General features: G+C 66.5%; 23 protein-coding genes and 1 tRNA gene. 13 read left to right on the top strand and 11 right to left on the bottom strand.

From position 1 onward, the window contains the following. The first annotated feature begins 22 nt into the window (after positions 1 to 22). From AC3G88_RS02555 to AC3G88_RS02545, 3 genes are all read left to right on the top strand, one after another. Positions 23 to 1273, top strand: a complete 1251-nt coding sequence (locus AC3G88_RS02555; protein WP_488770540.1) for a M48 family metallopeptidase — start codon at positions 23 to 25, stop codon at positions 1271 to 1273. Further along, on the top strand, positions 1270 to 2247 hold the full coding sequence (gene rsgA, locus AC3G88_RS02550) for a ribosome small subunit-dependent GTPase A (RefSeq protein WP_488770541.1): 978 nt from the start codon (positions 1270 to 1272) through the stop codon (positions 2245 to 2247). The genes AC3G88_RS02555 and rsgA overlap by 4 nt, the downstream gene beginning before the upstream one ends. A gap of 65 nt (positions 2248 to 2312) precedes the next feature. Further along, positions 2313 to 2618, top strand: a complete 306-nt coding sequence (locus AC3G88_RS02545) for a putative signal transducing protein (protein ID WP_153945521.1) — start codon at positions 2313 to 2315, stop codon at positions 2616 to 2618. A gap of 44 nt (positions 2619 to 2662) precedes the next feature. On the opposite strand, the gene AC3G88_RS02540 is transcribed toward AC3G88_RS02545, so the two are convergent. Continuing rightward, positions 2663 to 3640, bottom strand: coding sequence for a CobD/CbiB family protein (locus AC3G88_RS02540; RefSeq protein ID WP_488770542.1), 978 nt, complete (start codon positions 3638 to 3640; stop codon positions 2663 to 2665). A 195-nt stretch (positions 3641 to 3835) separates the two neighbouring features. Further along, positions 3836 to 4537 (bottom strand): pirin family protein, encoded by a 702-nt coding sequence (locus AC3G88_RS02535; RefSeq protein WP_153945522.1) that lies wholly within the window; start codon positions 4535 to 4537, stop codon positions 3836 to 3838. Between the two features lie 144 nt (positions 4538 to 4681). On the opposite strand from AC3G88_RS02535, the gene AC3G88_RS02530 reads away from it, so the two are divergent. Next, on the top strand, positions 4682 to 5614 hold the full coding sequence (locus AC3G88_RS02530; protein ID WP_066731515.1) for a LysR family transcriptional regulator: 933 nt from the start codon (positions 4682 to 4684) through the stop codon (positions 5612 to 5614). 12 nt (positions 5615 to 5626) lie between these two features. After that, positions 5627 to 6505, top strand: a complete 879-nt coding sequence (gene gluQRS / locus AC3G88_RS02525) for a tRNA glutamyl-Q(34) synthetase GluQRS (RefSeq protein WP_488770543.1) — start codon at positions 5627 to 5629, stop codon at positions 6503 to 6505. A gap of 99 nt (positions 6506 to 6604) precedes the next feature. Here gluQRS and AC3G88_RS02520 read toward each other — a convergent pair whose 3' ends face one another. After that, positions 6605 to 8152, bottom strand: coding sequence for a DEAD/DEAH box helicase (locus tag AC3G88_RS02520; protein WP_488770544.1), 1548 nt, complete (start codon positions 8150 to 8152; stop codon positions 6605 to 6607). Between the two features lie 272 nt (positions 8153 to 8424). Between AC3G88_RS02520 and AC3G88_RS02515 the strand changes: the two genes are divergently transcribed. Beyond that, on the top strand, positions 8425 to 8637 hold the full coding sequence (locus tag AC3G88_RS02515; RefSeq protein ID WP_488770545.1) for a hypothetical protein: 213 nt from the start codon (positions 8425 to 8427) through the stop codon (positions 8635 to 8637). 44 nt (positions 8638 to 8681) lie between these two features. Here AC3G88_RS02515 and AC3G88_RS02510 read toward each other — a convergent pair whose 3' ends face one another. Continuing rightward, on the bottom strand, positions 8682 to 9680 hold the full coding sequence (locus AC3G88_RS02510; protein ID WP_400393912.1) for a Bug family tripartite tricarboxylate transporter substrate binding protein: 999 nt from the start codon (positions 9678 to 9680) through the stop codon (positions 8682 to 8684). A 74-nt stretch (positions 9681 to 9754) separates the two neighbouring features. Next, a complete protein-coding gene (locus AC3G88_RS02505; RefSeq protein WP_488770546.1) occupies positions 9755 to 11398 on the bottom strand; it encodes an acyl CoA:acetate/3-ketoacid CoA transferase in 1644 nt (547 codons plus the stop codon). Between the two features lie 189 nt (positions 11399 to 11587). On the opposite strand from AC3G88_RS02505, the gene AC3G88_RS02500 reads away from it, so the two are divergent. Then, the gene (locus AC3G88_RS02500; protein WP_488770547.1) at positions 11588 to 12394 is read left to right on the top strand and encodes an IclR family transcriptional regulator domain-containing protein; all 807 of its coding nucleotides are present in this window, start codon (positions 11588 to 11590) and stop codon (positions 12392 to 12394) included. A 211-nt stretch (positions 12395 to 12605) separates the two neighbouring features. Here AC3G88_RS02500 and AC3G88_RS02495 read toward each other — a convergent pair whose 3' ends face one another. Next, the gene (locus AC3G88_RS02495) at positions 12606 to 13214 is read right to left on the bottom strand and encodes a glutathione S-transferase family protein (protein ID WP_488770548.1); all 609 of its coding nucleotides are present in this window, start codon (positions 13212 to 13214) and stop codon (positions 12606 to 12608) included. Between the two features lie 222 nt (positions 13215 to 13436). On the opposite strand from AC3G88_RS02495, the gene AC3G88_RS02490 reads away from it, so the two are divergent. The 5 genes from AC3G88_RS02490 to AC3G88_RS02470 all read left to right on the top strand — a co-directional run bounded on the left by AC3G88_RS02490 (position 13437) and on the right by AC3G88_RS02470 (position 18595). Further along, positions 13437 to 14420 (top strand): 2-keto-3-deoxygluconate permease, encoded by a 984-nt coding sequence (locus tag AC3G88_RS02490; RefSeq protein WP_488770549.1) that lies wholly within the window; start codon positions 13437 to 13439, stop codon positions 14418 to 14420. Continuing rightward, positions 14417 to 15637 carry a four-carbon acid sugar kinase family protein gene (locus tag AC3G88_RS02485; RefSeq protein ID WP_488770550.1) on the top strand — a complete coding sequence of 407 codons (1221 nt, stop codon included), beginning with the start codon at positions 14417 to 14419 and terminating at the stop codon, positions 15635 to 15637. The genes AC3G88_RS02490 and AC3G88_RS02485 overlap by 4 nt, the downstream gene beginning before the upstream one ends. A gap of 27 nt (positions 15638 to 15664) precedes the next feature. Beyond that, a complete protein-coding gene (gene pdxA / locus AC3G88_RS02480) occupies positions 15665 to 16666 on the top strand; it encodes a 4-hydroxythreonine-4-phosphate dehydrogenase PdxA (RefSeq protein WP_488770551.1) in 1002 nt (333 codons plus the stop codon). 76 nt (positions 16667 to 16742) lie between these two features. Beyond that, positions 16743 to 17519, top strand: a complete 777-nt coding sequence (locus AC3G88_RS02475) for a DeoR/GlpR family DNA-binding transcription regulator (protein WP_153945533.1) — start codon at positions 16743 to 16745, stop codon at positions 17517 to 17519. Between the two features lie 197 nt (positions 17520 to 17716). Continuing rightward, the gene (locus tag AC3G88_RS02470; RefSeq protein ID WP_488770552.1) at positions 17717 to 18595 is read left to right on the top strand and encodes an NAD(P)-dependent oxidoreductase; all 879 of its coding nucleotides are present in this window, start codon (positions 17717 to 17719) and stop codon (positions 18593 to 18595) included. 79 nt (positions 18596 to 18674) lie between these two features. On the opposite strand, the gene AC3G88_RS02465 is transcribed toward AC3G88_RS02470, so the two are convergent. Together AC3G88_RS02465 and rpoD are read right to left on the bottom strand one after the other, a co-directional pair. Continuing rightward, positions 18675 to 18753, bottom strand: a tRNA-Ile gene (locus AC3G88_RS02465). 16 nt (positions 18754 to 18769) lie between these two features. Then, entirely contained in the window at positions 18770 to 21055 is a 2286-nt protein-coding gene (rpoD, locus tag AC3G88_RS02460) for an RNA polymerase sigma factor RpoD (RefSeq protein WP_488770553.1), read from the bottom strand. Here rpoD and AC3G88_RS02455 point away from each other — a divergent pair. Next, entirely contained in the window at positions 21045 to 21404 is a 360-nt protein-coding gene (locus tag AC3G88_RS02455) for a hypothetical protein (RefSeq protein ID WP_400396121.1), read from the top strand. The two genes, rpoD and AC3G88_RS02455, sit on opposite strands and share 11 nt — an antisense overlap. A gap of 160 nt (positions 21405 to 21564) precedes the next feature. Here AC3G88_RS02455 and dnaG read toward each other — a convergent pair whose 3' ends face one another. From dnaG to AC3G88_RS02440, 3 genes are all read right to left on the bottom strand, one after another. After that, positions 21565 to 23406 carry a DNA primase gene (gene dnaG / locus AC3G88_RS02450; protein WP_488770554.1) on the bottom strand — a complete coding sequence of 614 codons (1842 nt, stop codon included), beginning with the start codon at positions 23404 to 23406 and terminating at the stop codon, positions 21565 to 21567. Between the two features lie 218 nt (positions 23407 to 23624). Then, the gene (locus AC3G88_RS02445; protein ID WP_153945536.1) at positions 23625 to 24074 is read right to left on the bottom strand and encodes a GatB/YqeY domain-containing protein; all 450 of its coding nucleotides are present in this window, start codon (positions 24072 to 24074) and stop codon (positions 23625 to 23627) included. A 181-nt stretch (positions 24075 to 24255) separates the two neighbouring features. Then, entirely contained in the window at positions 24256 to 25491 is a 1236-nt protein-coding gene (locus AC3G88_RS02440) for a BaiN/RdsA family NAD(P)/FAD-dependent oxidoreductase (protein ID WP_488770555.1), read from the bottom strand. Between the last annotated feature and the right edge of the window lie 104 nt (positions 25492 to 25595).

Raw genomic sequence — 25595 nt, 5'->3', positions numbered from 1 at the left:
CCATCGTCAACAAGGCTTGCCGATGTTCACGCTGATCTTTCTTGCCGCCCTGGTCATCATGGTGCTGACCAAACTCTGGCTCGCCTCGCGCCAGATCCGCCATGTGGCGCGCCATCGCGGCGCCGTGCCCGCGCGGTTTGCCGACACCATCGCCCTGTCCGCCCACCAGAAGGCGGCGGACTACACGATTGCCCGCACCCGGCTGTCGATGCTCGAAGTGCTGACCGGCGCCGCCGTGCTGATCGGCTTCACGATGCTGGGCGGCCTGCACGCGCTGAACCAGTTCTGGCTCCATACCTTCCCGGACAACGCCTACTTCTACGGCGTGGCGCTGATCGCCAGCGTGGCCATCATCGGCGGGCTGTTCGACCTGCCCTTCTCGCTGTACGGCCAATTCGTGATCGAGCAGCGATTCGGGTTCAACAAGATGACATTCGGACTGTGGCTGGCCGATCTGGCCAAGATGGCCGCAGTGGCCACCGTGCTGGGCCTGCCGCTGCTGCTGGCCGTGCTGTGGCTGATGGATCGCGCCGGCCCCTACTGGTGGCTTTACACCTGGCTGCTCTGGGTGGGCTTCAGCCTGTTGCTGCAGGTCATCGTGCCCACGTACATCGCCCCGCTGTTCAACAAGTTCGAGCCACTGGCCGACGAAGGCCTGCGCGAGCGCATCGAGGCGCTGCTGCGCAAGTGCGGATTCGCCAGCAAGGGCCTGTTCGTGATGGACGGCAGCCGGCGCAGCGCGCATGGCAACGCCTATTTCACCGGCTTCGGCGCGGCCAAGCGCATCGTTTTCTTCGACACGCTGCTGGAACGCCTGGACGGCGAGGAGGTGGAGGCGGTGCTGGCTCACGAGCTGGGCCACTTCAAGCGCCGCCACGTGGCCAAGATGATCGCGGTCACGTTTGCGCTGTCGCTGGTGTTCCTGGCCATCCTGGGCTGGCTGGCCACCCGCGAGTGGTTCTACACGGGCCTGGGTGTGCTGCCGAACTTCGGCGCCAGCAACAATGCGCTGGCACTGGTGCTGTTCTTCCTGGCGCTGCCGGTGTTCACGTTCATTTTGGGGCCGCTGGCCAGCCAGTCGTCGCGCCGGCATGAATTCGAGGCCGACGAGTTCGCCGCGCACCAGACCAATGCCGGGCACCTGGTGTCCGCACTGGTGAAGCTGTACAAGGACAACGCGTCCACGTTGACGCCGGACCCGATCTATAGCGCGTTCTACTACTCGCATCCGCCCGCGGCCCAGCGGATCGACCGCCTGCTGTCGCACGCATGACCCGCAGCGCACGCCATCACAACGCCGGCAGGGGCACCGGCAAGGGCAACGGGGCCGCTACGGAATCCGCACTGATCGTCGCCGCGCATGGCCGCCACTACGTGGTGGAACGCACCGATGGTTCCCACCTGCATGCCTTCCCGCGCGGCAAGAAAAGCGACGCGGCGGTGGGCGACCACGTGCGCATCGAACTGGCCGCCGTGGACCAGGGGGTGATCACCGGCATCGATCCGCGCAAGAACCTGCTGTACCGGTCAGACCAGTTCAAGTCGAAGCTGCTGGCGGCCAATATCGACCAGGTCATCATCGTGCTGGCCACCGAGCCGAGCTTTTCGGAGGATCTGCTGGGCCGCGCGCTGGTGTCGGCCGAGGCGCTGGAGATCCGCCCGCTGGTGATCTTGAACAAGACCGACCTGACCGGGCGGCTCGACGACGCGCGCCGCCGCCTGAAGCTGTACCAGGATCTGGGCTACGACACGCTGGAGCTGTCCGTCCATGGCCGCCCCGACGAGGCCCTGGCCGCGCTGCAGCCGCGCACTGCGGGGGTGTCCAGCATCCTCATCGGGCAGTCGGGCATGGGCAAGTCGTCGCTGCTGAACCTGCTGATTCCAGGCGTGGAAGCCCAGACGCGCGAGATTTCGTCGAAGCTCGACTCCGGCAAGCACACCACCACGTTCACGCGGCTCTATCACCTGCCGGCCGAATGGGCCGTGGTCGAGGGCCAGCCCGGCTATCTGATCGATTCCCCGGGCTTCCAGGAATTCGGCCTGCACCACCTGAGCGAAGGCATGCTGGAGCGCGCCTTCCCGGAATTCCGGCCGCAGCTGACCGAATGCCGTTTCTATAACTGCCACCACATCAACGAGCCCGGCTGCGGCGTGCTGGGCGCCATCGACAACGGCACGATCTCGCCGCGCCGCCACCAGCTCTATACGCAGCTGCTGCACGAATCGCGTCAGCAGAAGCCGTGGTAAGCCCCGGCTGGCAATCGGCACCGGCCGTGGTAAGGTAAAAGCACCCTGCCTGCCACGGCTTCAACATGAAACTGCTGCTGAGGACGCCTTCGCTGGTCCATGCCGCGCATTGCCAGAACGTGCTGGATGCAGCCGGCATCCGCGCGGAAGTCCGCAACACCTGGCTTGCCGGCGCGGCGGGCGATATCCCGCTCAATGAAAGCGCCCCGCAGGTCTGGATTCTTGACGACGCGGCCGAGGCCGATGCCTGGGCCGCGCTCAATGCGGCGGCCAATCCCGCGCCGGGGCCACGCTGGCAGTGCCACCGCTGCGGCGAATGGCACGAGGCGCAATTCGCCGCATGCTGGCACTGCGGCGCGCACCGGGAATAAAAAAAGCGCCACGACCGTGGCGCTTTTTCCTTGTCCGTCGGGGGTCAGCCCACCCAGAGGGCCAGCGAGATCATCGCCAGCAGCAACATCCACAGGATCACGGCACGCCAGACCAGACCCACCGCCGACTGCAGCGTACGGACGCCGGGGTCCGCGCCAAACTCGGGCGGCACCGGCTCGGCCTCGCTCATGCCCGGCGCGTAGTCCACGCCAGCCAGGCTCGTGCGCAGCATGACGCTCGAATCCTCTTCGGCCAGCGGCTGGCCCAGCCGCACGCCGAGCGCCCCGCCGCCACTGGCCAGCAGGATGCCGTTGACCGCGTCGTTCCACTTGCGCGCGTGGTTGCGCCAGGCGTAGACCGCGTCCTCGAAATTGCCGACGATGGCAAACCCGATCGACGTCAGCCGCGACGGCACCCAGTCCAGCACGTAGAACGCGCGCGCGGCGAAACGCCCCAGCGCCGGGCTGCGTTCGTTCGACGGCGTATTCCACTGGCGATTCAGGAATTCGGCCGTGCGATACAGCACCACGCCGCCGGGGCCGATCGGCACCAGGAACCAGAAGAACACCCCGAACACATGGCGGTGCACAGCCACGATGGCCGCTTCCAGCGTGTGGCGGACAATCTCGCTGACGGGCATTTCCACCGTGTCGAGCCCGGTCCATTCATGCAGCAGCGTGCGGGCGGTATGCAAATCGTCCCGGTTCAGCGCCTCGTGAATGTCGGTGAAGTAATGGCTGAACTGGCGGAAGCCCAGCGTCAGGTAGAGCAGCAGGACGTTCCAGACCAGGGTCAGGGCCACGCTGATCGACGCCAGCAGGTAGTGGACAAACACCACGGCCAGCGTGAGCGGCAGCACAACGGTGAGCCACGCCAGCGCGGCGTCGCGCGGGCGACCGGTGTCGAAGGCGTGCTCGGCGCGGTCACCCAGCACACGCACGATGTCGTAGATGGGATTGTTCCGGCCGAGCGCCCGGAATTGTTCGGCAATCAGCGCCAGGAGAATGGATACGAAGGTCATCGCGTGACGATTAATCGGCGCACGGCGTGTGCCGCGGCGGTCGCATGCCGGATAGGCCAGACGATAGCATAGCGGCAAGTGTTCCAAGTACCTGTAAGCACTGGTTACGGGTAAACAACTGACGGCCGCGCAACGGGCGGCCGCGCAACGCAAACGCCCGCCAGGGCGGCGGGCGTTTGGAGTGCACTTCACCGGTCACGCCGGCAGGTCGAACACCAGCACTTCGGCGTCGGCGCCCTTTTCCAGGCTCACGGCATCCTCGCCGGCAAGCTTGGCGGCGTCGCCCGTTTCCAGCGGCTGGCCATTGACCGTCACCCGGCCGCGCGCCACATGCACGTAGGCCTGGCGCCCCGGCTGCAGCGCCAGCGTGGCCGCTTCGTCACCGTCGATCAGGCCGGCAAACAGGCGCACGTCCTGATGGATCACCACCGAGCCGTCGGCGCCGTCCGGGCTGCCCACCAGGCGCAGGCGGCCCCGCTTTTCGGTGGCGTCGAAGGTCTTTTCCTCGTAGCCCGGCTCGATGCCCTGCTGGTTCGGCATGATCCAGATCTGCAGGAAGTGCGTCGTGGCGTCTGCCGCATGGTTGTACTCCGAGTGGCGTACGCCCGTGCCCGCGCTCATGCGCTGCACGTCGCCCGGACGGATGACGCTACCGTTGCCCATGCTGTCCTTGTGGGCAAGTTCACCTTCCAGCACATAGCTGATGATTTCCATGTCGCGATGGCCATGGGTGCCAAACCCCATGCCGGGCGCCACACGGTCCTCGTTGATAACACGGAGCGGGCCAAACTGGATATGGCGCGGGTCGTAATAGTCGGCAAACGAGAACGTATGGTACGACTTGAGCCAGCCATGGTCTGCATAACCGCGATCTTCAGACTTACGGATTTCAATCATTTTGATGGCCCTCCTTGTGGCCTGGAATCGAACCCTTCAGCTCTTGGCTGCGGGCCCGGCGGCGTTTCGATGCTAGGCAGTTTAGGGGAGCGGGAGTATATTGGCGGGCACCGCGTTAGAAGCACTTGTTCAGAAATTCTGAATATGCCCCTGTCACTCGAATCCCTTGAAGTCCTTGACGCCATCGAGCGCAAAGGCAGTTTTGCGGCCGCCGCCCACGAAATGGGCAAGGTGCCCTCCGCACTGACCTATGTGGTGCGCAAGCTCGAGGAAGACCTCGACGTACTGCTGTTCGATCGCCGCCGGCACCGTGCCGAACTGACGCCGGCGGGCCGCGCGCTGCTGGACGAAGGCCGCCACCTGCTGCATGCGGCCGACGACCTGGCACGGCGCGTCAAGCGCCTGGCCACCGGCTGGGAAGCCAGCCTGAATATCGCCGTGGACGATCTGGTCAATTTCCGGGCCCTGCTGCCCGTCATCCAGGACTTCTACGCCGAGAACACGGCCACCCGGCTGCGCTTTGCCAAGGAAGTGCTGGGCGGCACCTGGGATGCACTGGTCAGCAACCGGGCCGACCTGATCATCGGCGGCGCGTACGAGATTCCGAGCACCCAGGGCTTCCAGGTGCGGCCGCTGGGCACGATTCCGTTTGTCTTTGCCGTGGCCGCGCATCATCCGCTGGCCACCGAGGAAGGCCCGCTCACGACAATCCAGATTGCCAAGCACCGCATCGTGGCCGTGGGAGATACGTCGCGCAACCTGCCCGCGCGCACCCATGGCGTGCTGGCCGGCCAGGACGTGCTGGTGGTGCCCACCATGCGCGACAAGCTCGAAGCGCAGATCCGCGGCCTGGGCTGCGGCTGGCTGCCCGCGCCGATGGCACAACCCCATATCGAAAGCGGCGTGCTGCAGGTGCGCGAAACCGTGGAAGTGCGCGCGCCCGGCAACTTCAAGGTGGCATGGCGCACCAACACCCGCGGCAAGGCGCTGCAATGGTGGTCCAGCAAGCTCGACGATCCCCGCCTGGCGCAGGCCTTGATGCAGCAGGCGCCGCAGCAACCGGAGTCGTTCGAGTAAGTCCGCCGCACCATGCCGCAACGTTACCGGGGGCGCTTCGCCCCCTCTCCCACCGGCCCGCTGCATCTCGGTTCGCTGGTGACTGCGCTGGCCAGCTGGCTCGACGCGCGCGCCCATGGTGGCGACTGGCTCGTGCGGATCGAGGACATTGACTACCCGCGCTGCGTGAAGGATGCCGACACTGGCATCCTGCGCACACTCGACGCGCTGGGTCTGCGGCCCGACGAGCCGCCGGTCTGGCAAAGCCGCCGCGAGTCGCGCTATGCCGACGCACTGCGGCAACTGGACGCCGCCGGCAGCCTGTATCCATGCGGCTGCTCCCGCAAGGAAATCGCAGATTCGCTCATCCACGTGCGCGAGCGGCACCAGACGCTCGGTTATCCGGGCACCTGCCGCAATGGCCTGCATGGCAAGCTGCCGCGCGCGTGGCGCGTGCGCGTGCCAGACGGCCCCGCGGCCACGATCTGCTTTGACGATCGCTGGCAGCGGCGCCAGTGCCAGAATCTGGAAACCGAGCTTGGCGATTTCGTGCTGCGCCGGGCCGACGGGCTCTGGGCGTATCAGCTGGCCGTCGTGGTCGACGATGCCGAACAGGGCATTACCCACATCGTGCGCGGCGCCGATCTGCTCGACTCCACGCCGCGCCAGATCCATCTGCAGCACCTGCTGGGCCTGCCCACGCCGTCGTACCTGCACGTGCCGGTGGTGGTCAACGCGATGGGCGAAAAACTGAGCAAGCAAAGCGGCGCGCAGGCGCTGGACACGGCCGCGCCGCTCGATGCGCTGCGGCAAGCCGGCGCGCACCTGGGCATCGTAAACGGAGAAGCATCGGTCACGGCCTGGCTGGCGGCGGCCACGGAGCAGTGGGCGGAACAGTGGCTGGATCGGTGAGGCAGCGCGCCGCCCATCGAACCCGACCCGCTCGTCGTCGCCCGAAATGAAAATGGCCCGCGTTGAGCGGGCCATTTTGCTTGTGAAGCCTTGGCGATCTTACGACTTGCGCGGCACACCGCCCAGCAACGCCGCCACCGGGCGCTTGGGCGCCTGACGGCCACGCGTGAGCGCGGCGGCCAGCTGATCCTCGGCCTTCGGCGCCGGCGTGTAGTTGCCCGACGGCTCGTACGGACGCGAGAAGAACGGATCGTCCGACGGACGGAACGCCGGCCGGCCATTGGGTTCGGTACGACGGCGGCGCGGGGCCGATTCGTCGCGCTCGCCGCTGCCACCGGCCGCACCGGCTGCGCCACCCGTGGCACCGGCACCGCCGTTGTCGCGCGCACGGCGCACGTCCGAGCGTTGGCGGCGACGGTCCGATTCTTCCTGGCGCGCACGCTCGCCGGTCGGGTCGAAGCCTTCAAGCGTGCCGCGCGGCACGCTGCGCTTGATCAGCTTCTCGATATCGGCCAGCAGGCGGTCATCGTTGCCCGGCACGTGGATCGACAGCGCATCGCCGCTGGCGCCGGCACGACCGGTACGGCCGATCCGGTGGACGTAATCCTCGGCGCTGAACGGCAGGTCGAAGTTGATCACGCACGGCATGGCCGGGATGTCCAGGCCGCGCGCGGCCACATCGGTGGCCACCAGCGCATCGATCGTGCCGCTCTTGAAGCCGTCGAGCGTCTGCATGCGCTCGGTCTGCGTCTTGTCGCCATGGATGGCGGCGGCGTTGATGCCTTCGCGTTCCAGATGGCGTGCCAGCCGCGAGCAGCCGATCTTGCTGTTCACGAACACGATGCACTGCTTCGACTGCTGCCCGGCGGCACGCTGCTTGAGCAGGTGCACCACGGCGGCCTGCTTGTGGCCGTCCGGCACGGAATAGACCACCTGGCGCACGTTCTCGTTGGTCGAGTTGCTGCGCGCCACTTCGATCGTCACCGGTTGCTTCAGGTAGCTCGACGCCAGCTTCTTGATCTCGGGCGAGAACGTGGCCGAGAACAGCAGCGTCTGGCGTTGCGCCGGCAGCAGGTTGATGATGCGCTGCAGATCGGGCAGGAAGCCCATGTCGAGCATGCGGTCGGCCTCGTCCAGCACCAGCATCTGCACCTGCGACAGGTTCACCGATTTCTGCTGCACGTGATCGAGCAGGCGGCCCGGGGTGGCCACGAGGATTTCCACGCCACGGCGCAGCGCGTCGGTCTGCGGATTCATGTCCACGCCACCGAACACCACGGTGCTGCGCAGGTCGGTGTGCTGCGCGTAGCGCGCCACGTTGTCGTAGACCTGGTCGGCCAGTTCGCGCGTGGGCGTCAGCATCAGCGCACGCACCGGGTGGCGCGCCGGCGACGCGCTGGCGTTGGCCATCGGCAGCAGGCGCTGGATGATCGGCAGGGCAAAGCCGGCGGTCTTGCCGGTGCCGGTCTGTGCGGCGCCCATGACGTCCTTGCCCAGCAGCACCACCGGAATGGCCTGTGCCTGGATCGGCGTGGGCTTGGTGTAGCCCTGGTCGGACAAGGCACGCAGGATGCGTGCGTCCAGCCCGAAGCTTTCGAACGTCTGCTCTGCGGCTGGGGTCTGGTCTGGGGTGTTGGTCATCGTCATCAATGAGGTGTCGGTGCAGGGCGCGGAGCCGAGGCAACGGACACGCGTCTGGTACGGTTCAACGGGCGGCGCGCGGGGGAAAACGCGCGAAAAGATGAATTGCCCGGAAAATCAAAGACTTGGATTCTACCACCAGAGTCCGGGGGCGCACACGGGGGCGGAAGGGCAGTATCGGTGTCTGACACGTCAATGAAATGTCAACAACGCGTCACAAAAGCTGGCGAGGATATCGCCCGGCCATGTCCATACATGGACACCCAAAGCCTTCGACCATGACGACCCGCCTGCCCTCGCTGCCCGCAACACCCCCATCCGACGCCACCCGCCGCAGTTTCCTGCGCACTTCGAGCCGCTTTTTCGGCCTGGGCGGGGGGCTGACCATCGACACGATGGGCCAAGGCCGGGGCATCCGCCCCGAATCGGAAGCCATCGTCCGCGGCGACGGCTGGCACTGGGCCGAGCACTGGAAACTGCGCGCCGTCTGACCCGCATCAAGCAAGCCGGGCTGGAAAACGGCTTCAGACAGCCATCAGTCGCTCTTGATGTTGTTGTCCTTGATGACCTTGCCCCACTTGGCATAGTCGTTCTGCATGCGCGCGGCAAGCTGGTCGGACGGCAGGTATGACGCCACCGTGCCGGCGCCCAGCATCTTCTGCTGCACGGTCGGATCGGCCAGCGCGCCCTTGAGCGCGTCGGACAGCTTGGCCACCACGTCCCTGGGCGTGCCGGCCGGCACCAGCAGGCCACCCCACGACGACGCGTCGAAACCCGGGAAGCCCTGCTCGGCCACGGTCTTCACTTCCGGGGCAAACGTGACGCGCTTGCTCGACCCCACCGCGATCGGACGCAGCTTGCCAGCCTTGATATGCGGCAGCGCGGCGATCATGTCCGAGAACATCATCGGCACCTGGCCAGCCAGCAGGTCGGAAATCGCAGGCGCGCTCCCTTTGTACGGCACGTGCTGCACGTCGAAGTGGCCCAGGTTCTTCAGCAGTTCGGTGGACAGATGGCCAAAGCTGCCGTTGCCAGCGCTGGTGTAGTTCATCTTGCCGGGAGCCGCCTTGGCCTTGGCGATGTACGACTGCAGGTCGGTCACATCTGGCAGCGACTGCGGGTTCACGACCATCACGATCGGCAGCTCGTAGGCGTTACCAACCGGCGTGAAGTCCTTGAAGATGTCGTAGCTCTTGCGCGGCAGCAGGTGCGGCGCCAGCAGCGTGGGCGTGGCCAGCATCACCAGCGTGTAGCCATCGGGCGCCGCCTTGGCCACGGTTTCGGTGCCGATGGTGCCCGAGGCACCGGGGCGGTTGTCGATGACGATGGTCTGCTTCAGCGTCTCGCCCATCTTCTGGCCGATGATGCGCGCGGCCGTGTCGGTCGGGCCGCCCGCGGGGAACGGCACCACCAGGCGAATCGGCTTGTCCGGGTAGTGCTGTTGCGCCAGCGCGGACGCCGATGCAAACGGCAGCACGGCTGCCAGGGCCAGCGCGGACAGCGCCAGACGACGGGATTGACGACGGTGTTGCACAGTGCTTCCTCCAATATCGGCCCGGTACAGCGGGCCTCTTTCTCGTAATCGTTCTAGTCGTTTCTTTAATGTGCTCAGAGCCGCATTGGCCCTCGATGGAACAGCCGTGCGTCCATCGTGCGCAGGTCGGCGGCCACCGCCACGGGCGTGGCGCACTGGGCGAGCACATCGCGCTGCAGATCGACCCCCGGCGCGATTTCCACCAGCGTCAGGCGCGCATCGCCGTTGGCATCGGCGCGCATCTCGAACACGGCGCGCTCGGTCACGTACAGCACGGGAATGCCCAGCGACGCCACGTACGGGCCATTGAAGCTCAGGTGCGAGACCTCGGGCACGATCTTCCTGACGCGCCCTTCCTTGACGATCCGCAGCGCACCGTCCTCGGCGCGGATCTCCAGCCCGCCGGCCGTCAGCGTGCCCATGAAGACCACCGCGCGGGCGCTCTGGGTGATGTTGATGAAGCCGCCCACGCCGGCGATCAGCGCGCCCTCCCCTTCGCCGAACTTGCTCACGTTCACGTTGCCGTGGCCGTCGAGTTCGGCAAGGCCCAGGATGGCCAGGTCGATGCCGCCGCCCTCGTAGAAATCGAATTGCGCCGGCTGGTCGACCACGGCCTCGGGATAGGCCGACGCGCCAAAGCTCAGGCCATCGGCCGGCGTGCCCCCGATGGGGCCGGCCTCGACGGTCAGCGTGAAGCCGTCGAGCCCGGCCTGGTGTGCCAGCGCGCCCACGGCGGCCGGCATGCCCACGCCCAGGTTCACCACGCGCGGCCGGCGCGCGGCCAGTTCCATCACGGCGCGGCGCTGCACGATGGTGCGCGCGTCCAGCGCGGCCGATGCGGCCGGCAGCGATTGCGCTTCCTTCGCCTTCTCGGCGGCATCGGCACGCTCGCCGCGCCACGGCCGCACGTAGGCCTCGTTGTACGTCTCGGCAAACGTCATCTGGTGATGCGCGGGCTGCTCGCTGACCACCACGTAATCCACCAGGATGCCGGGCACGTGAACGGCCTGCAGCGTCTCGTGATGATCGACGATCGACTCGACCTGCGCGATCACGATGCCGCCCGAGTTGTGGGCCGCCTGCGCCATGGCCAGCAGTTCGTGGTGGAACGCCTCCCGATGGGTGCTCAGGTTGCCGCGCGGGTCCGATGCCGTGCAGCGGATCAGCGCGCAATCGATGCGGAAGCTCGGATAGAACAGGTATTCGTCGCCCCGGAAGTCCACCGCCTCGACCCAGTTCGCGGTGCCCGCCGCAATGGCGTCGCGGGCCCGCTGGTTGACGGCGCCACCGTGGTAGCGCGGGTCCTGCGCCGTACGGGGGTCCACGAACGTGTGCAGGCCGATCTTTGTCAGCACACCGGGCTTGCCCCCGGCGATGGCGCGATACAGGTGCGTAAGCACGCCCTGCGGCAGGTTGAAGCCCTCGCAATCCTCGTTCATGGCCAGCGTGGCCAGGCGCGTGGCCGAACGCCAGTGCCCGCCGACGATGGCGCGCGTCATGCCGGCATTGCCGAAGTGATTCACCCCGCGTGCGCCGCGGTCGCCCTGCCCTGCGGAATAGACCAGCGTCAGGTCGCGCGGCAGCCCATCGCGCAGAAAGCGTTGCTCCAGCGCCTCGGTCACGCCCTCGGCATGGCCGGCGCCGACAAACCCCGCACTGGCCACGGTCCAGCCGGTCTGGACGAGTTCTGCCGCCTGCGCGGTGGTGATCACCTTCATTGCCGTCTCCTGAATCTTGTTCTGTCGTGGTTTCTACGGATCCACGTTTTGCGAACAAATGTTCGCGGAACACCTATCATACGGATCGGACGGCCGGACGCAAGTCGGGTCTGACCCGCAGAAACCCCTTGTTTCGATCCCTTCGATCCCTTCGATCCCTTCGATCTCTTCGATCCGTTCCATCCCGACATGCCGCGCAGCAACGCCCAGACCACCGAAGACGCCATCGACACACCCAGGAAGGAAGAACTGCTCGACTCCCTGACCAAGGGCCTGGCCTTGCTGCGCCTGTTCGCCAGCGGCAGCGAGCGCCTGACCATGCAGGATGTGGCGGACCAACTGGACCTGACGCGTGCCGCCGCCCGCCGCCTGCTGCTGACGCTGGCGCACAACGGTTACGTGGCTCAGCAGGGCCGCCAGTTCGTGCTGACGCCCCGGGTCATGGACCTTGGCTATGCCTACTTTGCGTCGATGAACCTGCCGCAGCTGGCGCGCCCCTATCTGCAGGCGCTGTGCGCCGAAGCCGGCGAAAGCTGTTCGGTCGGCATGCTGGACCACGAGTCGGTGGTGCTGGTGGCGCGCGAGGAACCCAGCCAGTTGCTGCGCGTGGACATGGCGATTGGCCGCCGCATGCCGGCCTACGCGCACTCGCTGGGGCGCGTGCTGCTGGCCGGGCTCGACGACGAAGCCCTGGCCGCCTATCTGGACCGCGCCGAACTGCGCAAGCTGACACCGTTCACGATCAGTTCCCGCCCGGCGCTGGCGCGCAAGCTGGCGGAAGTGCGCGCCAATGGCTATTGCGCGCTGGTCAGCGAACTGGTCGATGGATTTGCGGGGATTTCGGTGCCGCTGACCGACCAGGCCGGCAAGGTGGTGGCCGGCCTGGGCCTGAGCATGGTGCTGGGCAGCCGCGACCAGGCCTATCTGGAACAGCACTACCTGCCGCCGCTGCGCCACGCTGCCGCGCAGATCGAGGCCATCCTGAAGGCGCGATAAGTGTCAGTCGGCCCCACAAGGAAAAAGCCCCGCAGGCCGGGGAGGTCGCGGGGCAGAAGTGGTAGCGGGGCAAGGATCCTATCGCCCCGCCGCGTATCGTGATGCAAGGCGACTAGCGCCACATCACCCGTTTGTGGGGGATTTGGTGGGGTATCGCACAATCGGCCCACGAATTCGCGCGATTGATCGGTCAATGCATCACATCTGGCGTTCAGGCGTGCGGCAATGCCCGGAAAGTCGGAAACGTCTCGACCGCCGTCGTGAATGCGGCAAGCGCCGGATGCGCCACCGGATCGACCCGCCCCGGGAGCAAGGCCTGCGTGAATGTCCACACCACCGCCGCCGTCAGACCGGCCTGATCGAGGTCCTGCTCGGCCGCCGGCAGCGGCACCGATTTCATCTCGTCTTCGAGCAGCGCGAACGCGCTGGCGCACTGGCCATCCACGCGCTCTACCCACGGCTGATGCACTTTGTCGGTGGGACGCAGGTTGTGCTCGTACACGTGCTGCACCGCCTTCTCGCACGCCGCCAGCGACAGGCCAACGATGCGCAGCGCGCGCTGGCGCGCCGACAGGTCTGCCGGCATCAGGCTGCGGCCGGCCAGCGCCTCGGCGTAGTCGATGATCAGCGTCGAATCCATCAGCACCACGCCGTTGTCGCACACCAGGCTGGGGGCCTTGACCACCGGATTGATCGCGCGAAACTGCTCGAAGGTGCGAAACACTGACACCTGCTCCAGCGCATAGGGCAACCCCAGCAGCCGCAGCGTGATCGCGGCGCGGCGCACGTAGGGGGAATCGAGCATGCCGATCAGTCTCATGGGGGCTCCAGTTTCCATACGGACAAGAAAAGCGGGAGCCATACGATAGCGCAACCGGTGCCGCGCGCGCGGGATTGTGACCGAATGACCATTTCAATCATTTTTATGATCGAACTGGTCAAAACCGATCCTTTGGCCTACACTTCGCCCCACGTTTGATCGATTCGATCAAACGCCTGCGTAAAACACACAGTTGCCGCACCCACGCGGCAGGAGACGACGATGCAGATTCATATCAAACGCGCCATCGAGCGCGTGCCGGGCGGCATGATGATCGTGCCGTTGCTGATCGGTTCGCTGGTTGCAACGTTTGCCCCCGAGGGTCCGAAGTTCTTCGGGTCGTTCACCAACGCCCTGTTCACCGGCGCGCTGCCCATCCTGGCCGTGTTCTACGTCTGCATGGGCGCCAGCATCAGCGTCAAGGCCACCCCCTACATCGTGAAGAAGGGTGGCGTGCTGTTTGCCACCAAGGTGGGCACGGCCATGCTGCTGGGCGTGATCCTGGGCCATTTCCTGGGCGAGGCGCCGATCAGTGCCGGCATGTTCGCCGGCCTGTCCACGCTGGCCGTGGTGGCGGCGATGAACGACACCAACGGCGGCCTGTACATGGCCCTGATGGGCCAGTACGGCAAGCCCGAGGACGTGGGCGCCTACTCGATCATGTCGCTGGAATCGGGCCCGTTCCTGACCATGGTCACGCTCGGCGTGGCAGGCCTGTCGGCCTTTCCGTGGCCGACGCTGGTCGGCAGCATCCTGCCGCTGATGCTGGGCATGATCCTGGGCAACCTGGACCGCGAGATGCGCGAATTCCTGAGCAAGGCCGTGCCGGTGATGATTCCGTTCTTCGCGCTGGCGCTGGGCGCTGGCCTGGACCTGCACAAGGTATGGCAGGCCGGCATGCTGGGCCTGGGCCTGGGTGTTGCCGTGGTCGTGGTGACGGGCTTCGCGCTCTATATCGCCGACCGCCTGAGCGGCGGCACCGGCGTGGCGGGCGTGGCGGCCGCCAGCACCGCTGGCAACGCGGCAGCCGTGCCAACCCTGGTGGCGGCCGCCAACCCGGCCTACACCGAGGCCGCCAGGCACGCCACGATCCTGGTGGCCGCCTGCGTGGTGGTGACTGCGGTGCTGACCCCGCTGCTGACCGCCTTCGTGGCGCGTCGCGTGGCACGGCGCACGAACGCCACCATGGCCAGGACCGCCGCATGAGCTGGCTCATCATCGCCGACGACCTGTCCGGCGCGGCAGACTGCGCCATCGGCTTTGCCGCGCACGGCGCGCGCACGGTGGTGACGCTGGATGCAGCGGCCGCCGTGGAAGTCGGCGGTGCCGATGTGGTCGCCGCCGACGTCGATAGCCGCCGCCTCGCGCCAGCCGATGCCGCCGCGCGCAATCTCGAAGCCTGGCGCTGCGGCACTGCCGCACATCGCCGGCTCTACAAGAAGATCGATTCGACCCTGCGCGGCAACTGGGCTGCCGAAACGGCCGCGCTGCAGCCGGTGGCCGGCCTGGCCGTCGTCGCCCCGGCCTTTCCGGCCATGGGCCGCACCACGCGCGACGGCCGGATGTTCGTGAACGGCCAGCCGCTCGAACACACCGACATCTGGCGCCTGGAAGGCCTGACCGGCCCCGCCGACATGGTGGCGCTGCTCGAAGCCCAGGGCCTGCGCACCGCGCGCATTTCGCTGTACACGCTGCGCGCCGGCCTGGCCGCCGTGCAGTCTCAACTGGCAGGCTGGCAGGCCGAGGGCTATCAGGCCGTGGTCTGCGATGCGGAAATCGAGGCCGATCTGCTCACGCTGGCCCAGGCATCGATCGACCTGGCCACGCCGGTGTTCTGGGTAGGCTCGGGCGGCCTGGCCCGCGCGCTGTCGGCGGCGGCACCGGTGCGGGGCGTGGACGCCCCGACCCCGGCACCGCGCCACGAAGGCCCGGTGCTGACGCTGGTGGGCAGCATGTCCGGCGTGTCGGGCAGGCAGGCCACCTATCTTTGCGAACAGGCCGGCATCGACGCGCTGGTGGTGCCGCCGCAGGCGCTGCGCGACGGCGCGAACCACGCGGCATGGATTGCGTCGCAGCAGTCGATTGCCGACTGCCTGATGGCGGGCCGCGACCTGCTGGTCAGCATCGGCCGCGACGATGCATTCGACCCGGCGGAAGGGCCGCAGCTGTCCGCCGCACTGGCCCAGCTGGTAATACCCTACTTTGCGCACGTCGGCGGGCTGATCGCCACCGGCGGCGAAACGGCACGTGCGATGCTGGCGGCCGCCGGCATCGGCGCCCTCACGCTGAAGCGCGAGGTGGAAGCCGGCGTGCCGCTATCCGAAACACTCTCGGGCCCCACGCGCCGCATTGCCACCAAGGCGGGCGCGTTCGGCACCGACGCCGCGCTATGGCTTGCCTGGCAAGCCATGCGCCAGGACTGATTTCCCCACCAAACGGGACAAGGACAAATGAGCGACTACATTCCGGTTATCGGCATCACGATGGGTGATGCCACGGGCATTGGCCCCGAAGTCATCGTCAAGAGCCTGGCGCACGAGAGTGTCTACGCCCAGTGCCGCCCGCTGGTCATTGGCGACGCGCGCCGGCTGGAGCAGGCCGGCCGTCTGGTCAACTCGACGCTCAAGGTGCGCGCCATCGCATCGCCCGACGAAGCCCGCTTCGAAATGGGCACGATCGACTGCATCGACCTGGGCCTGATCCCGGAAGACCTGCCGTTCGGCAAGCTGTCGGCCGTGGCCGGCGACGCCGCGTTTCGCTATATCGAGCGCGCCGTGCAACTGACGCAGCAGGAAAAGATCGACGCGATCTGCACCGCCCCGCTGAACAAGGAGGCATTGCACGCCGGCGGCCACAAGTTCCCGGGCCATACCGAGATGCTGGCGCACCTGACCGGCACGCCCGAGGTGTCGATGATGCTGGTGGCGCCGAAGCTGCGCGTGATCCACGTGACCACCCACATCGGCCTGATGGACGCCATCCGCAAGATCGAGCCGGGGCTGGTGCAGCGCACGATCGAGCGCGGCAACACCACGCTCGAGCGCGCCGGCATTGCCGCACCGCGCATCGGCGTGTGCGGCATCAACCCGCACGCCGGCGAGAACGGCCTGTTCGGCCAGGGCGAGGAAGAGCAGAAGATCATCCCCGCCGTGGAGGTGCTGCGCGCGCAGGGCGTGGATGTGGAGGGCCCGCTGCCGGCCGATACGCTGTTCTATCGCGCCGGCCGGGGCGATTTCGACCTGGTGGTGGCGATGTACCACGACCAGGGCCATGGCCCCGTGAAGGTGCTGGGCCTGGAAGCCGGCGTGAACATCACCGTCGGCCTGCCGGTCATCCGCACGTCGGTTGACCATGGCACCGCGTTCGACATCGCCGGCAAGGGCATCGCCGACGAGCGCAGCCTGCTCGAAGCGCTGCGCCAGGGCGCGGAACTGGCCACGCGGCGCGCGTGATCCCCGCCGTTTGACCGCGCCTGCACTGCTGTAAGATCGGGGATCGTTTTTCGATCCCCTTTTTCTTGTCTCGCTCATGAAAGCCGCCGACCGCCGCCGCGCCATCCTCGAACTCGTGCTTGCGGGGGAAGACGCCAACGTCGATCGCCTGACCGCGAGCCTTGGCGTGTCCGAGGCCACCGTGCGCCGCGACCTGACCGCGCTGGCGCGCGAAGGCCGCATCGTGCGCACCTATGGCGGCGCCGCCGCGCTGATGCAGGTGGGCGGCCACGAACCCGAGGCATCGCTGGAGGAACGCAAGGCCCTGCAGCGCGAGCAGAAGGAAGCCATCGCCCGCCTGGCGGCAAGCTTCGTGCAGGACGGCGACGCGGTGCTGCTGGACAGCGGCACCACGGCCGCCGCGCTGGCCCGCTTGCTGGCCGCGCGCGAAGACCTGCATGTCTACACCACGAATCTGCTGGCCGTGACCGCGCTGGCGGGCCTGCCCAAAGTCCGCGTCACGCTGATCGGCGGCGATGTGCGCCCGTCGAGCATGGGCACGTTCGGGCCGCTGGCGCAGGTGGCGCTGTCACGCATCAGCGTCGACAAGGCATTCCTCGGCGCCGACGGCGTGGTGGCCGGCGTGGGCCTGTGCGAAGCCAGCGCGGAACAGGCCTACCTGAAGGAGTGCATCATCCGCCAGGCCGCCGACATCTTCGTGCTGGTCGATTCCACCAAGCTCGGCCGCGCCCGCCAGCAGCACTGGACCCCGTTGGAACGCGCCTGGACGCTGGTTACCGATGCCGACGCCACGCCGGCGCAACTTGAACCGTTTCACGCGCTCAAGCAGGTCGAGGTGGTGGTGGCCGAGTAGCCGCGATGTGATCGGCCGGCGATGGCGGCGACGGCGGGCGTCGCGCCGGGTCGCCGGATCTGCATCCCGCACCCGCCGCAGGGCAAATACGCCCGGCGCGTGCGCGTGCTAACTTGCGGCCTTCCCGCACGTGTATCCCGACGCACGTCGGCAAGCAACATCCGTAAGGCGCACGCAAGCACACGATGGAGGCCGTCATGCAAATCGCTTTCCTTGGACTCGGCACGATGGGGCTGCCGATGGCCGCAAACCTGCTCAAGGCCGGCCATTCGGTACGCGCCTGGAACCGCTCGCCGGGCCCCGTCGACAAGCTCGTCGCGCAGGGCGCGCAAGGCGCCACCACGGCGGCCGACGCCGCCCATGGCGCCCAGGTGCTGGTGACGATGCTGGCCGACGACGCCGCCACGCGCGACACCATCGTCGGCGGCGGTGCGCTCGACGCGCTGGCCCGTGGCGCCATCCATATCAACATGGGCACCGTCTCGGTCGCGCTGGCGCGCGAACTCGCCGCGCTGCATGCTGCGCGTGGCGTGGCCTATGTCGCAGCGCCGGTACTGGGCCGCGTCAACGTGGCCGAGGCCGGCCAGCTGAACATCCTTGCCGCCGGCGACCCCCAGGCGCTCGCCACCGTGCAGCCGCTGTTCGACATACTGGGCCAGAAAACCTGGATCTTTGGCGACAAGCCCGAGCAGGCCAACGCGGTCAAGCTGGGCGTGAATTTCATGATCGGCGCCGCGATTGGCGCCATGAGCGAAGGCGCGGCGCTGGCACAGGGCTACGAGGTCGACCCGGCCGCGTTCCTGGACCTGGTCACCGCCACGGTATTCGCCGCCCCGGTCTACAAGATCTACGGCGGTGCGATCGCCGAACAACGCTTCGAGCCCGCCGGCTTCAAGCTGGCGCTGGGCGGCAAGGACGTCAGGCTGGCCCTGGAAGCGGCCGAGCAGGCCAACGTGCCGATGACGCTGGCCAGCACGCTGCGCGACGCGCATATCGAGGCCATCGCGCATGGGGACGGGCACAAGGATTGGGCGGCACTGGCCCTGACAGCGCGGCGGCGGGCGGGACGGGGCTGAACTAACGAAATCCGGCGCAGCGTCGGAATTTCATCAAAAAAGGGGTTACGGCATCAACCGTAACCCCTTTTTGTTTCAATGGTGGGCCTCCCGTGAGTCGAACACGGCACCAACGGATTATGAGTCCGCTGCTCTAACCAGGCATGAGCTAGAGGCCCTTAGAAGGCGTGATGCTTAGCTGCCTTCCAGGAAGCTCTTCAGCTTGTCGGACCGGCTCGGGTGGCGCAGCTTGCGCAGTGCCTTGGCCTCGATCTGGCGGATACGCTCGCGGGTGACGTCGAACTGCTTGCCGACTTCTTCCAGCGTGTGGTCCGTGCTCATTTCGATGCCGAAACGCATGCGCAGCACCTTGGCTTCGCGCGGCGTCAGGCTGTCGAGCACGTCCTTCACCACGTCGCGCATGGAGCCATGCAGCGCCGCTTCGGCCGGGGCCAGCGTGTTCGTGTCCTCGATAAAGTCGCCCAGATGCGAATCGTCGTCGTCACCGATCGGCGTTTCCATGGAGATCGGTTCCTTCGCGATCTTCATGATCTTGCGGATCTTGTCCTCGGGCATTTCCATCTTCTCGGCCAGCGTTGCCGGGTCCGGCTCGTTGCCGGTTTCCTGCAGGATCTGGCGCGAGATCCGGTTCATCTTGTTGATCGTTTCGATCATGTGAACCGGGATACGGATGGTGCGGGCCTGGTCGGCGATCGAGCGCGTGATGGCCTGGCGAATCCACCACGTGGCGTACGTGGAGAACTTGTAGCCGCGACGGTATTCGAACTTGTCCACCGCCTTCATCAGGCCGATGTTGCCTTCCTGGATCAGATCCAGGAACTGCAGGCCACGGTTCGTGTACTTCTTCGCGATCGAGATCACCAGACGCAGGTTGGCCTCGGTCATTTCGCGCTTGGCTTCGCGGGCGCGCTTCTCGCCTTCGGACATCTTGCGATTGACGTCCTTCAGCTCCTTCAGCGGCAGCACCACGCGGGCCTGCAGGTCGATCAGCTTCTGCTGCAGCTCGTGCACGGCCGGCACGTTACGCTCGACGATCGTGCTGTACGGCTTGTTGTCGGCGACGATGGTCTCGATCCAGTCCAGGTTCGTTTCGTTGCCGGGGAAGCGGGCCACGAAGTCGGCACGCGGCATGCCGCACTTGTCGACCACGATGTTCAGGATGGCACGTTCGAGCTTGCGGACTTCGTCCACCTGGCCGCGCAGCGTGTCGCACAGACGCTCGACGTTACGCGCGGTGAAGCGGATGCCCATCAGCTCGGCCTGGATCGCTTCCTGGGCCTTCACGTACGGCTTGGACTTGTAGCCTTCCTTCTCGAAGGCACGGCGCATCTTGTCGAACTGCTCGGCGATGATGCGGAATTTCTCCAGCGCGGCAACCTTCAGCTCTTCCAGCTGACGGGCCGATGCCCCGGCGCCGGCGCCGTTCTCGTCGTCGTCTTCCTCGTCGCCTTCCTCGTCGTCGCCGTCTTCCGACTCCTCGTCCTCGTCAGCGGAGGCGGCCGCGGCGGCCGGCGAGTTGTCCTGGACTTCCTCGGCGTTCGGATCGATCAGGCCATCGACGAATTCGTCGATCTTCATCTCTTCGTTGGCGATGCGCTCGGCGCTGGCCAGAATTTCCGAGATCGTGACCGGGCAGGCCGAAATGGCCATGACCATGTCCTTCAGACCGGCTTCAATACGCTTGGCGATCTCGATTTCGCCTTCGCGCGTCAGCAGTTCCACGGTACCCATTTCGCGCATGTACATGCGGACCGGGTCGGTGGTGCGGCCGAATTCGGAATCGACGGTGGACAGCGCGGCTTCGGCCTCTTCCTCGGCCTCTTCCTCGCTGGTGGCCGACGGGGCGTTGTCGTTCAGCAGCAGCGTCTCGGCGTCCGGCGCCTGTTCGTAGACGGCGATGCCGATGTCGTTCAGCGTGGCGACCAGCGTGTCGATCGTTTCCGAATCGACCATGTCGTCCGGAAGGTGATCGTTGATTTCCGCATAGGTCAGGTAGCCGCGCGACTTGCCCAGCTTGATCAGCGCCTTCAGCTTCTGGCGGCGGACCTCGAGTTCTTCCTCGCTACCGGCCTGGTTGGACGAAGCGAATTCCTTGAGCAGCGCCTTTTCCTTGGCCTTGCGGTCCTTGGCCTTCTGCTTCTCGGTCTTGGGGGCCGCCGCGGGCGTGGAGGCGGGCGCGTCGTTGTCGTAAAACTCTTCAGTCACGTCTTCGATGGTGCTGTCTTCTTGCTGCATCTCGGCCTTGGGCTTGCGGCCGCGCTTCTTCGGCTCAGGCTTGACGGCCGGGGCGGCGGGGCGCTCCGATGCAACGGGTGCGGGAGTTGCGGCACGGGCTTTCGGCGCGGCGGCAGCGGCGCCACCCTTGGCGCTGCTGGTCCGGGTGCCGGCCGTCGTTGCCGCACGCTTGCTCTCGACTTCGGTATTCTGCTGTTTCGCCACGGTGATACTCTTGCCTTTCACTGTTGCAGCGGCATCACTGCCGCTTGTATTGGCGCTGCTGCCGCTCTCGCGTGCCGAAGTCGAGGGCTTTGTATTTTCGGATGTGCGATTCCTGGCGGAAGTGGTTCCGGCGGGCGCTGAAACGCTACGCGCGGACTTTGCTGGCGCAGACCGGGCTGATGTCGTCCTGACTGACGCGGTCGATGTCTTCGCCGCCGTTGTTTTCACGGACGCCTTGCCGCTCCCTGATTGGGGAGCTTTGGAGGGAGCCTTCCCGGCTGCCCTTTCGGTTGCTTTGGCCTTTGCCATTGGCACGCTCACTTTCGCCAGTACTGGAGAGAGATTTCGCAATCCAAACCGGGCATTGTAGCACGTCACCAATCCCCGGCTTCCTGTCAGGTGAGGTTTTCACCTGAAAAATCAAGGCTTAAGCGGTTAGACCCCGGATTTGTCCGTCAGTTGGGGTCACATGCGCGATGGCTCAAGCCGAAAAACCTGTGTGCTGCCTTTTATCGTATGCCGTGTGACGGCTACTCGTCTTCCGCGTTGACGGGCCGCCATCCCATCTGGCGACGGCGCTGGACTTCCGGCATCAGCCAGCGATAGCGCGCCTTGTCGTCCTCATTGGCGGTGCCGGCCTGGATGGCGGCCAGCAATGTCTCCAGTTCGCGCTGCAGCGGATCTGCCAGCAGCTTGTGTACGGCGCCGTCGAATTCAAGTGTCGCAAGCGCCTCTTCCATTTCTTCCTTCAGCACGGCTGCCCGGGCGGCGGCGTAGACGTCCGCGTAAGGCGTCTGGGCCAGCTGCTCGTTGAAGGCCGCAAAATTCATGGTGCCCTGAATGCCGTCGCAGGCCGCCACCAAGTGAGCAAGCACTTCGGTTTCCGGCCGCTGGGGATCGAGCAGCAATGCGCGGGCCTCCTCGTCAAGCCGGCTTGCCAGCGACGGGTAGCTCATCAGCAGCTGGATCACCTGCTGTTCCAGCCCGGTCGGTGCCTGGCGCCTGGCGCGGGGACGCGGCTGCGAGAAGCGGCCGACGCGCGACGAATCGCTGCCCAGCCCGCATACGGCCTCGATCTCCGCCGGCGTCGTACCGGTAGCATCGGCAAGTTCGCGCACAATCTGTAGCCGCAGACCGCCGGCCGGCATGGCCTGGAGCAGCGGCTTGGCTTCGAACTGCGCACGGGCGCGGCCTTCGGGCTGCCGCAGGTCCTGGTCTTCCGTCACGATCTGGAGCAGAAAACGCGAGAGCGGCATCGCGTTCTGCACCTGGCGCGCGAACGCGTCGGTCCCCTCTTCGCGCACATAGCTGTCGGGGTCGTGCTCGGCGGGCAGGAACAGAAAGCGGATGGTCTTGTTGTCGGCCACATGCGGCAGGCAGGCTTCCAGCGCACGCCGCGCTGCCCGGCGTCCGGCGGCATCGCCGTCGAACGAGAAGACCACGGCATCGGTCTGGCGCAGCAGCTTTTGCACATGGATCGCCGTACAGGCCGTGCCGAGCGTGGCCACCGCGTTGGCAAAGCCAAGCTGCGCCAGCGCCACCACGTCCATGTATCCCTCGACCACCAGCACGTAGCCATTCTCGCGAATGGCATGACGTGCCTCGAACAGGCCGTAGAGCTCCGTTCCCTTGCTGAAGAGCGGTGTTTCGGGGGAGTTCAGGTATTTCGGCTCGCCCTGACCCATGACGCGGCCGCCGAATCCGATCACGTTGCCCTTGGTATTGCGGATCGGGAACATGATGCGGTCGCGGAACCGGTCGTAACGGCGCGGCTTGCCGTCGGCGTCGCGCTTGTCCTGGGATTCGATCAGCAGACCATTTTCAACAAGTGGCGCTGCAGTCGCATCGTCGCGATACGAGCCGAACACAGCCTCCAGGCCCTGCCAGTCGTCAGGCGCGTAACCGAGCCCGAATCGCACGGCGATCTCTCCGGTCAGGCCGCGACCCTTCAGGTACTGGATGGCCTGCGGCGACCCGCGTAGCTGTTTCTTGTAGAACTCGGTGGCCCGCGACATGGCATCGCTCAGCGCCACCGATCTGGCCTGCTGTTCCGCGCGCTGGGCGGGCGGCAGGCTGTTGCGTTCCTCGGGGACGGACAACCCTACCGATTGCGCCAGTTCCCGCACCGCGTCGGGGTACGACTGGCCCGAATACTCCATCAGGAAGCCGATGGCCGACCCATGCGCGCCGCACCCAAAGCAGTGATAAAACTGCTTGGTCGGGGATACCGTGAACGACGGGGATTTCTCGTTGTGGAACGGGCACAGGCCCATGAAGTTGGCCCCGCCCTTCTTCAACTGCACGTACTTGCCCACCACGTCGACAATGTCCACGCGGTTAAGCAGGTCCTGAATGAAGGATTGCGGAATCACCCGACTGACCGTCCTGATGCCAAGGCCTGCCGGATCGGCCGGCGGCCATTTTGCTGGAATGCGTGACCGGAACGTCGCCCGGCAACTATCGAATCATTGTAGTGCAGCCGCAACGAAATGCCGGCCCTCGCCGACATTGGCCGCCAAGTCCCCGCAATACGGCGCCAACTCCGTGCTTCGCAACTGATAATCCTGCTTATATCTGACGCAACTGTCAATTATTTCGGGGCGAGGGCAGCCTTGACCAGACCCGATACCGCCGTCATGTCGGCACGGCCGGCCAGGCGGGCTTTCACGAGGCCCATGACCTTGCCCATGTCCTGTGGGCCGGTGGCACCGGCTTCGGTCACGGCCTTCTGCACTTCGGCGGCCACCTCGGCTTCCGACAACTGGGCGGGCATATAGGCCACCAGCACATCGACTTCGGCCTTTTCCTTGGCCACCAGATCGTCGCGACCGGCCTGCTCGAACTGGCTGATGGAGTCCTTGCGCTGCTTGATCATCTTGTCGATCACGGCAGTCACCGCGGCGTCGTCCAGTTCTACGCGCTCGTCCACCTCACGCTGCTTGATGGCGGCCTGCAGCAGGCGGATGGTGCCGAGGCGCTCGGTTTCGCGGGCGCGCATGGCGGTCTTCATGTCTTCAGTAATGCGGGCTTTCAGGGACATGGCAATCTTCCGAAAAAAGGGTAGCAACTGGGACCATAACGCAAAAACCCGCCGGAGCCATGGCCCGTAGCGGGTTTCTTGCAGAAGCAGGGCGCCGGCCAAAAGGGAACGAAGCGCCTCACCGGTCATGTGCGAGAGCGCCGATTGTAGCGCATGGCCCGCGCCACTGCATGCGCGCCGCCTAGCCGCACCTGCCCCGCGCCGCCTCGGCCGCGGCCTCGCCCGCCGCCACGGCCGATGCCCAGGCCCACTGGAAGTTGTAGCCGCCCAGCCAGCCGGTCACGTCCACCACTTCTCCGATGAAGTACAGGCCGTCCACGTCCCGCGCCATCATGGTCGACGACGACAGCCCGCGGGTATCCACGCCGCCTAGCGTGACCTCGGCCTTCTTGTAGCCCTCGGTGCCGGACGGCACGAGGCGCCAGCGGTTGAGCGCCTCGCCAAGCTGGCGCAGCGCCTTGTCGGGCATGTCCGCCACCGATTGCGTGCCCTGCAGACCCACGGCGGCACACCAGGCGTCGGCCAACCGCGACGGCAGGCGTTCGGCCAGCAGGTTATCGAGATGCTTGCGGCCGCCTTTCTTATGGCCGATCAGCCAGTCGGCGGCGTCCTCGCCATCGAACAGGTCGATCTCGATCGGGGTGCCCGGCCGCCAGTAGCTGGAAATCTGCAACACTGCGGGCCCTGACAGACCCCGGTGGGTCCAGAGCAGGTCTTCCTTGAAGGCGCCAGCCGACTTGCCGCTGCCTGTGGCGATATCGACCTCCATCGACACCCCGGCCAGCGGCACGAAAGGCTGCCAGGCCTGACCGTCGAACGTCAGCGGCACCAGCGCCGGGCGGGTTTCCACGACCTTGAGCCCGAACTGGCGAGCGATGCGATAGCCAAAATCGGTCGCGCCGATCTTCGGGATCGACAACCCGCCGGTGGCTACCACCACCGCGCCGGCGCGTACCGTGCCCTGCGCGGTCAGCAGCAGGTAGTCGCCACCCTCCTTGCGGATCTCGTCGATCGTGCAGCCGGTCTGCCAATGCACGCCTCCGGCATCACATTCGGCGCGCAGCAATTGGATGATGTCTTCGGCGCTGTTGTTGCAGAACAGCTGGCCGCGGTGCTTTTCATGCCAGCCGATGTCGTAGCGGCGCAGCAGGCCCAGGAAGTCCTGCGGCGTGTAGCGCGCGAGCGCCGACCGGCAGAAATGCGGATTTGACGACAGGTAGTTGGCCGGGCCGGCCTGCAGGTTCGTAAAGTTGCAACGGCCGCCGCCAGAGATGCGGATCTTCTCGGCCAGCCGAGTGGCATGGTCGATCAGCACCACCCGTGCGCCGCGCTGGCCGGCCACGGCGGCACACATCATGCCGGCCGCCCCTGCGCCCAGCACCGCCACGTCGAACCGGTCTTTCCTGCCTTGTGTCATGTCACCCTTTCAAGAAGCCGCGATTGTAGCGAATGACGGCCACCCGAGCGCATGGGGTCAGGGTGTGCTACCCTGCTGGCCTTCCGATTTTTGCCGGCAAGATC

This window comes from Cupriavidus sp. 86D6 (assembly GCF_057815095.1).
This window is presented reverse-complemented; position numbering and strand designations above follow the sequence as displayed.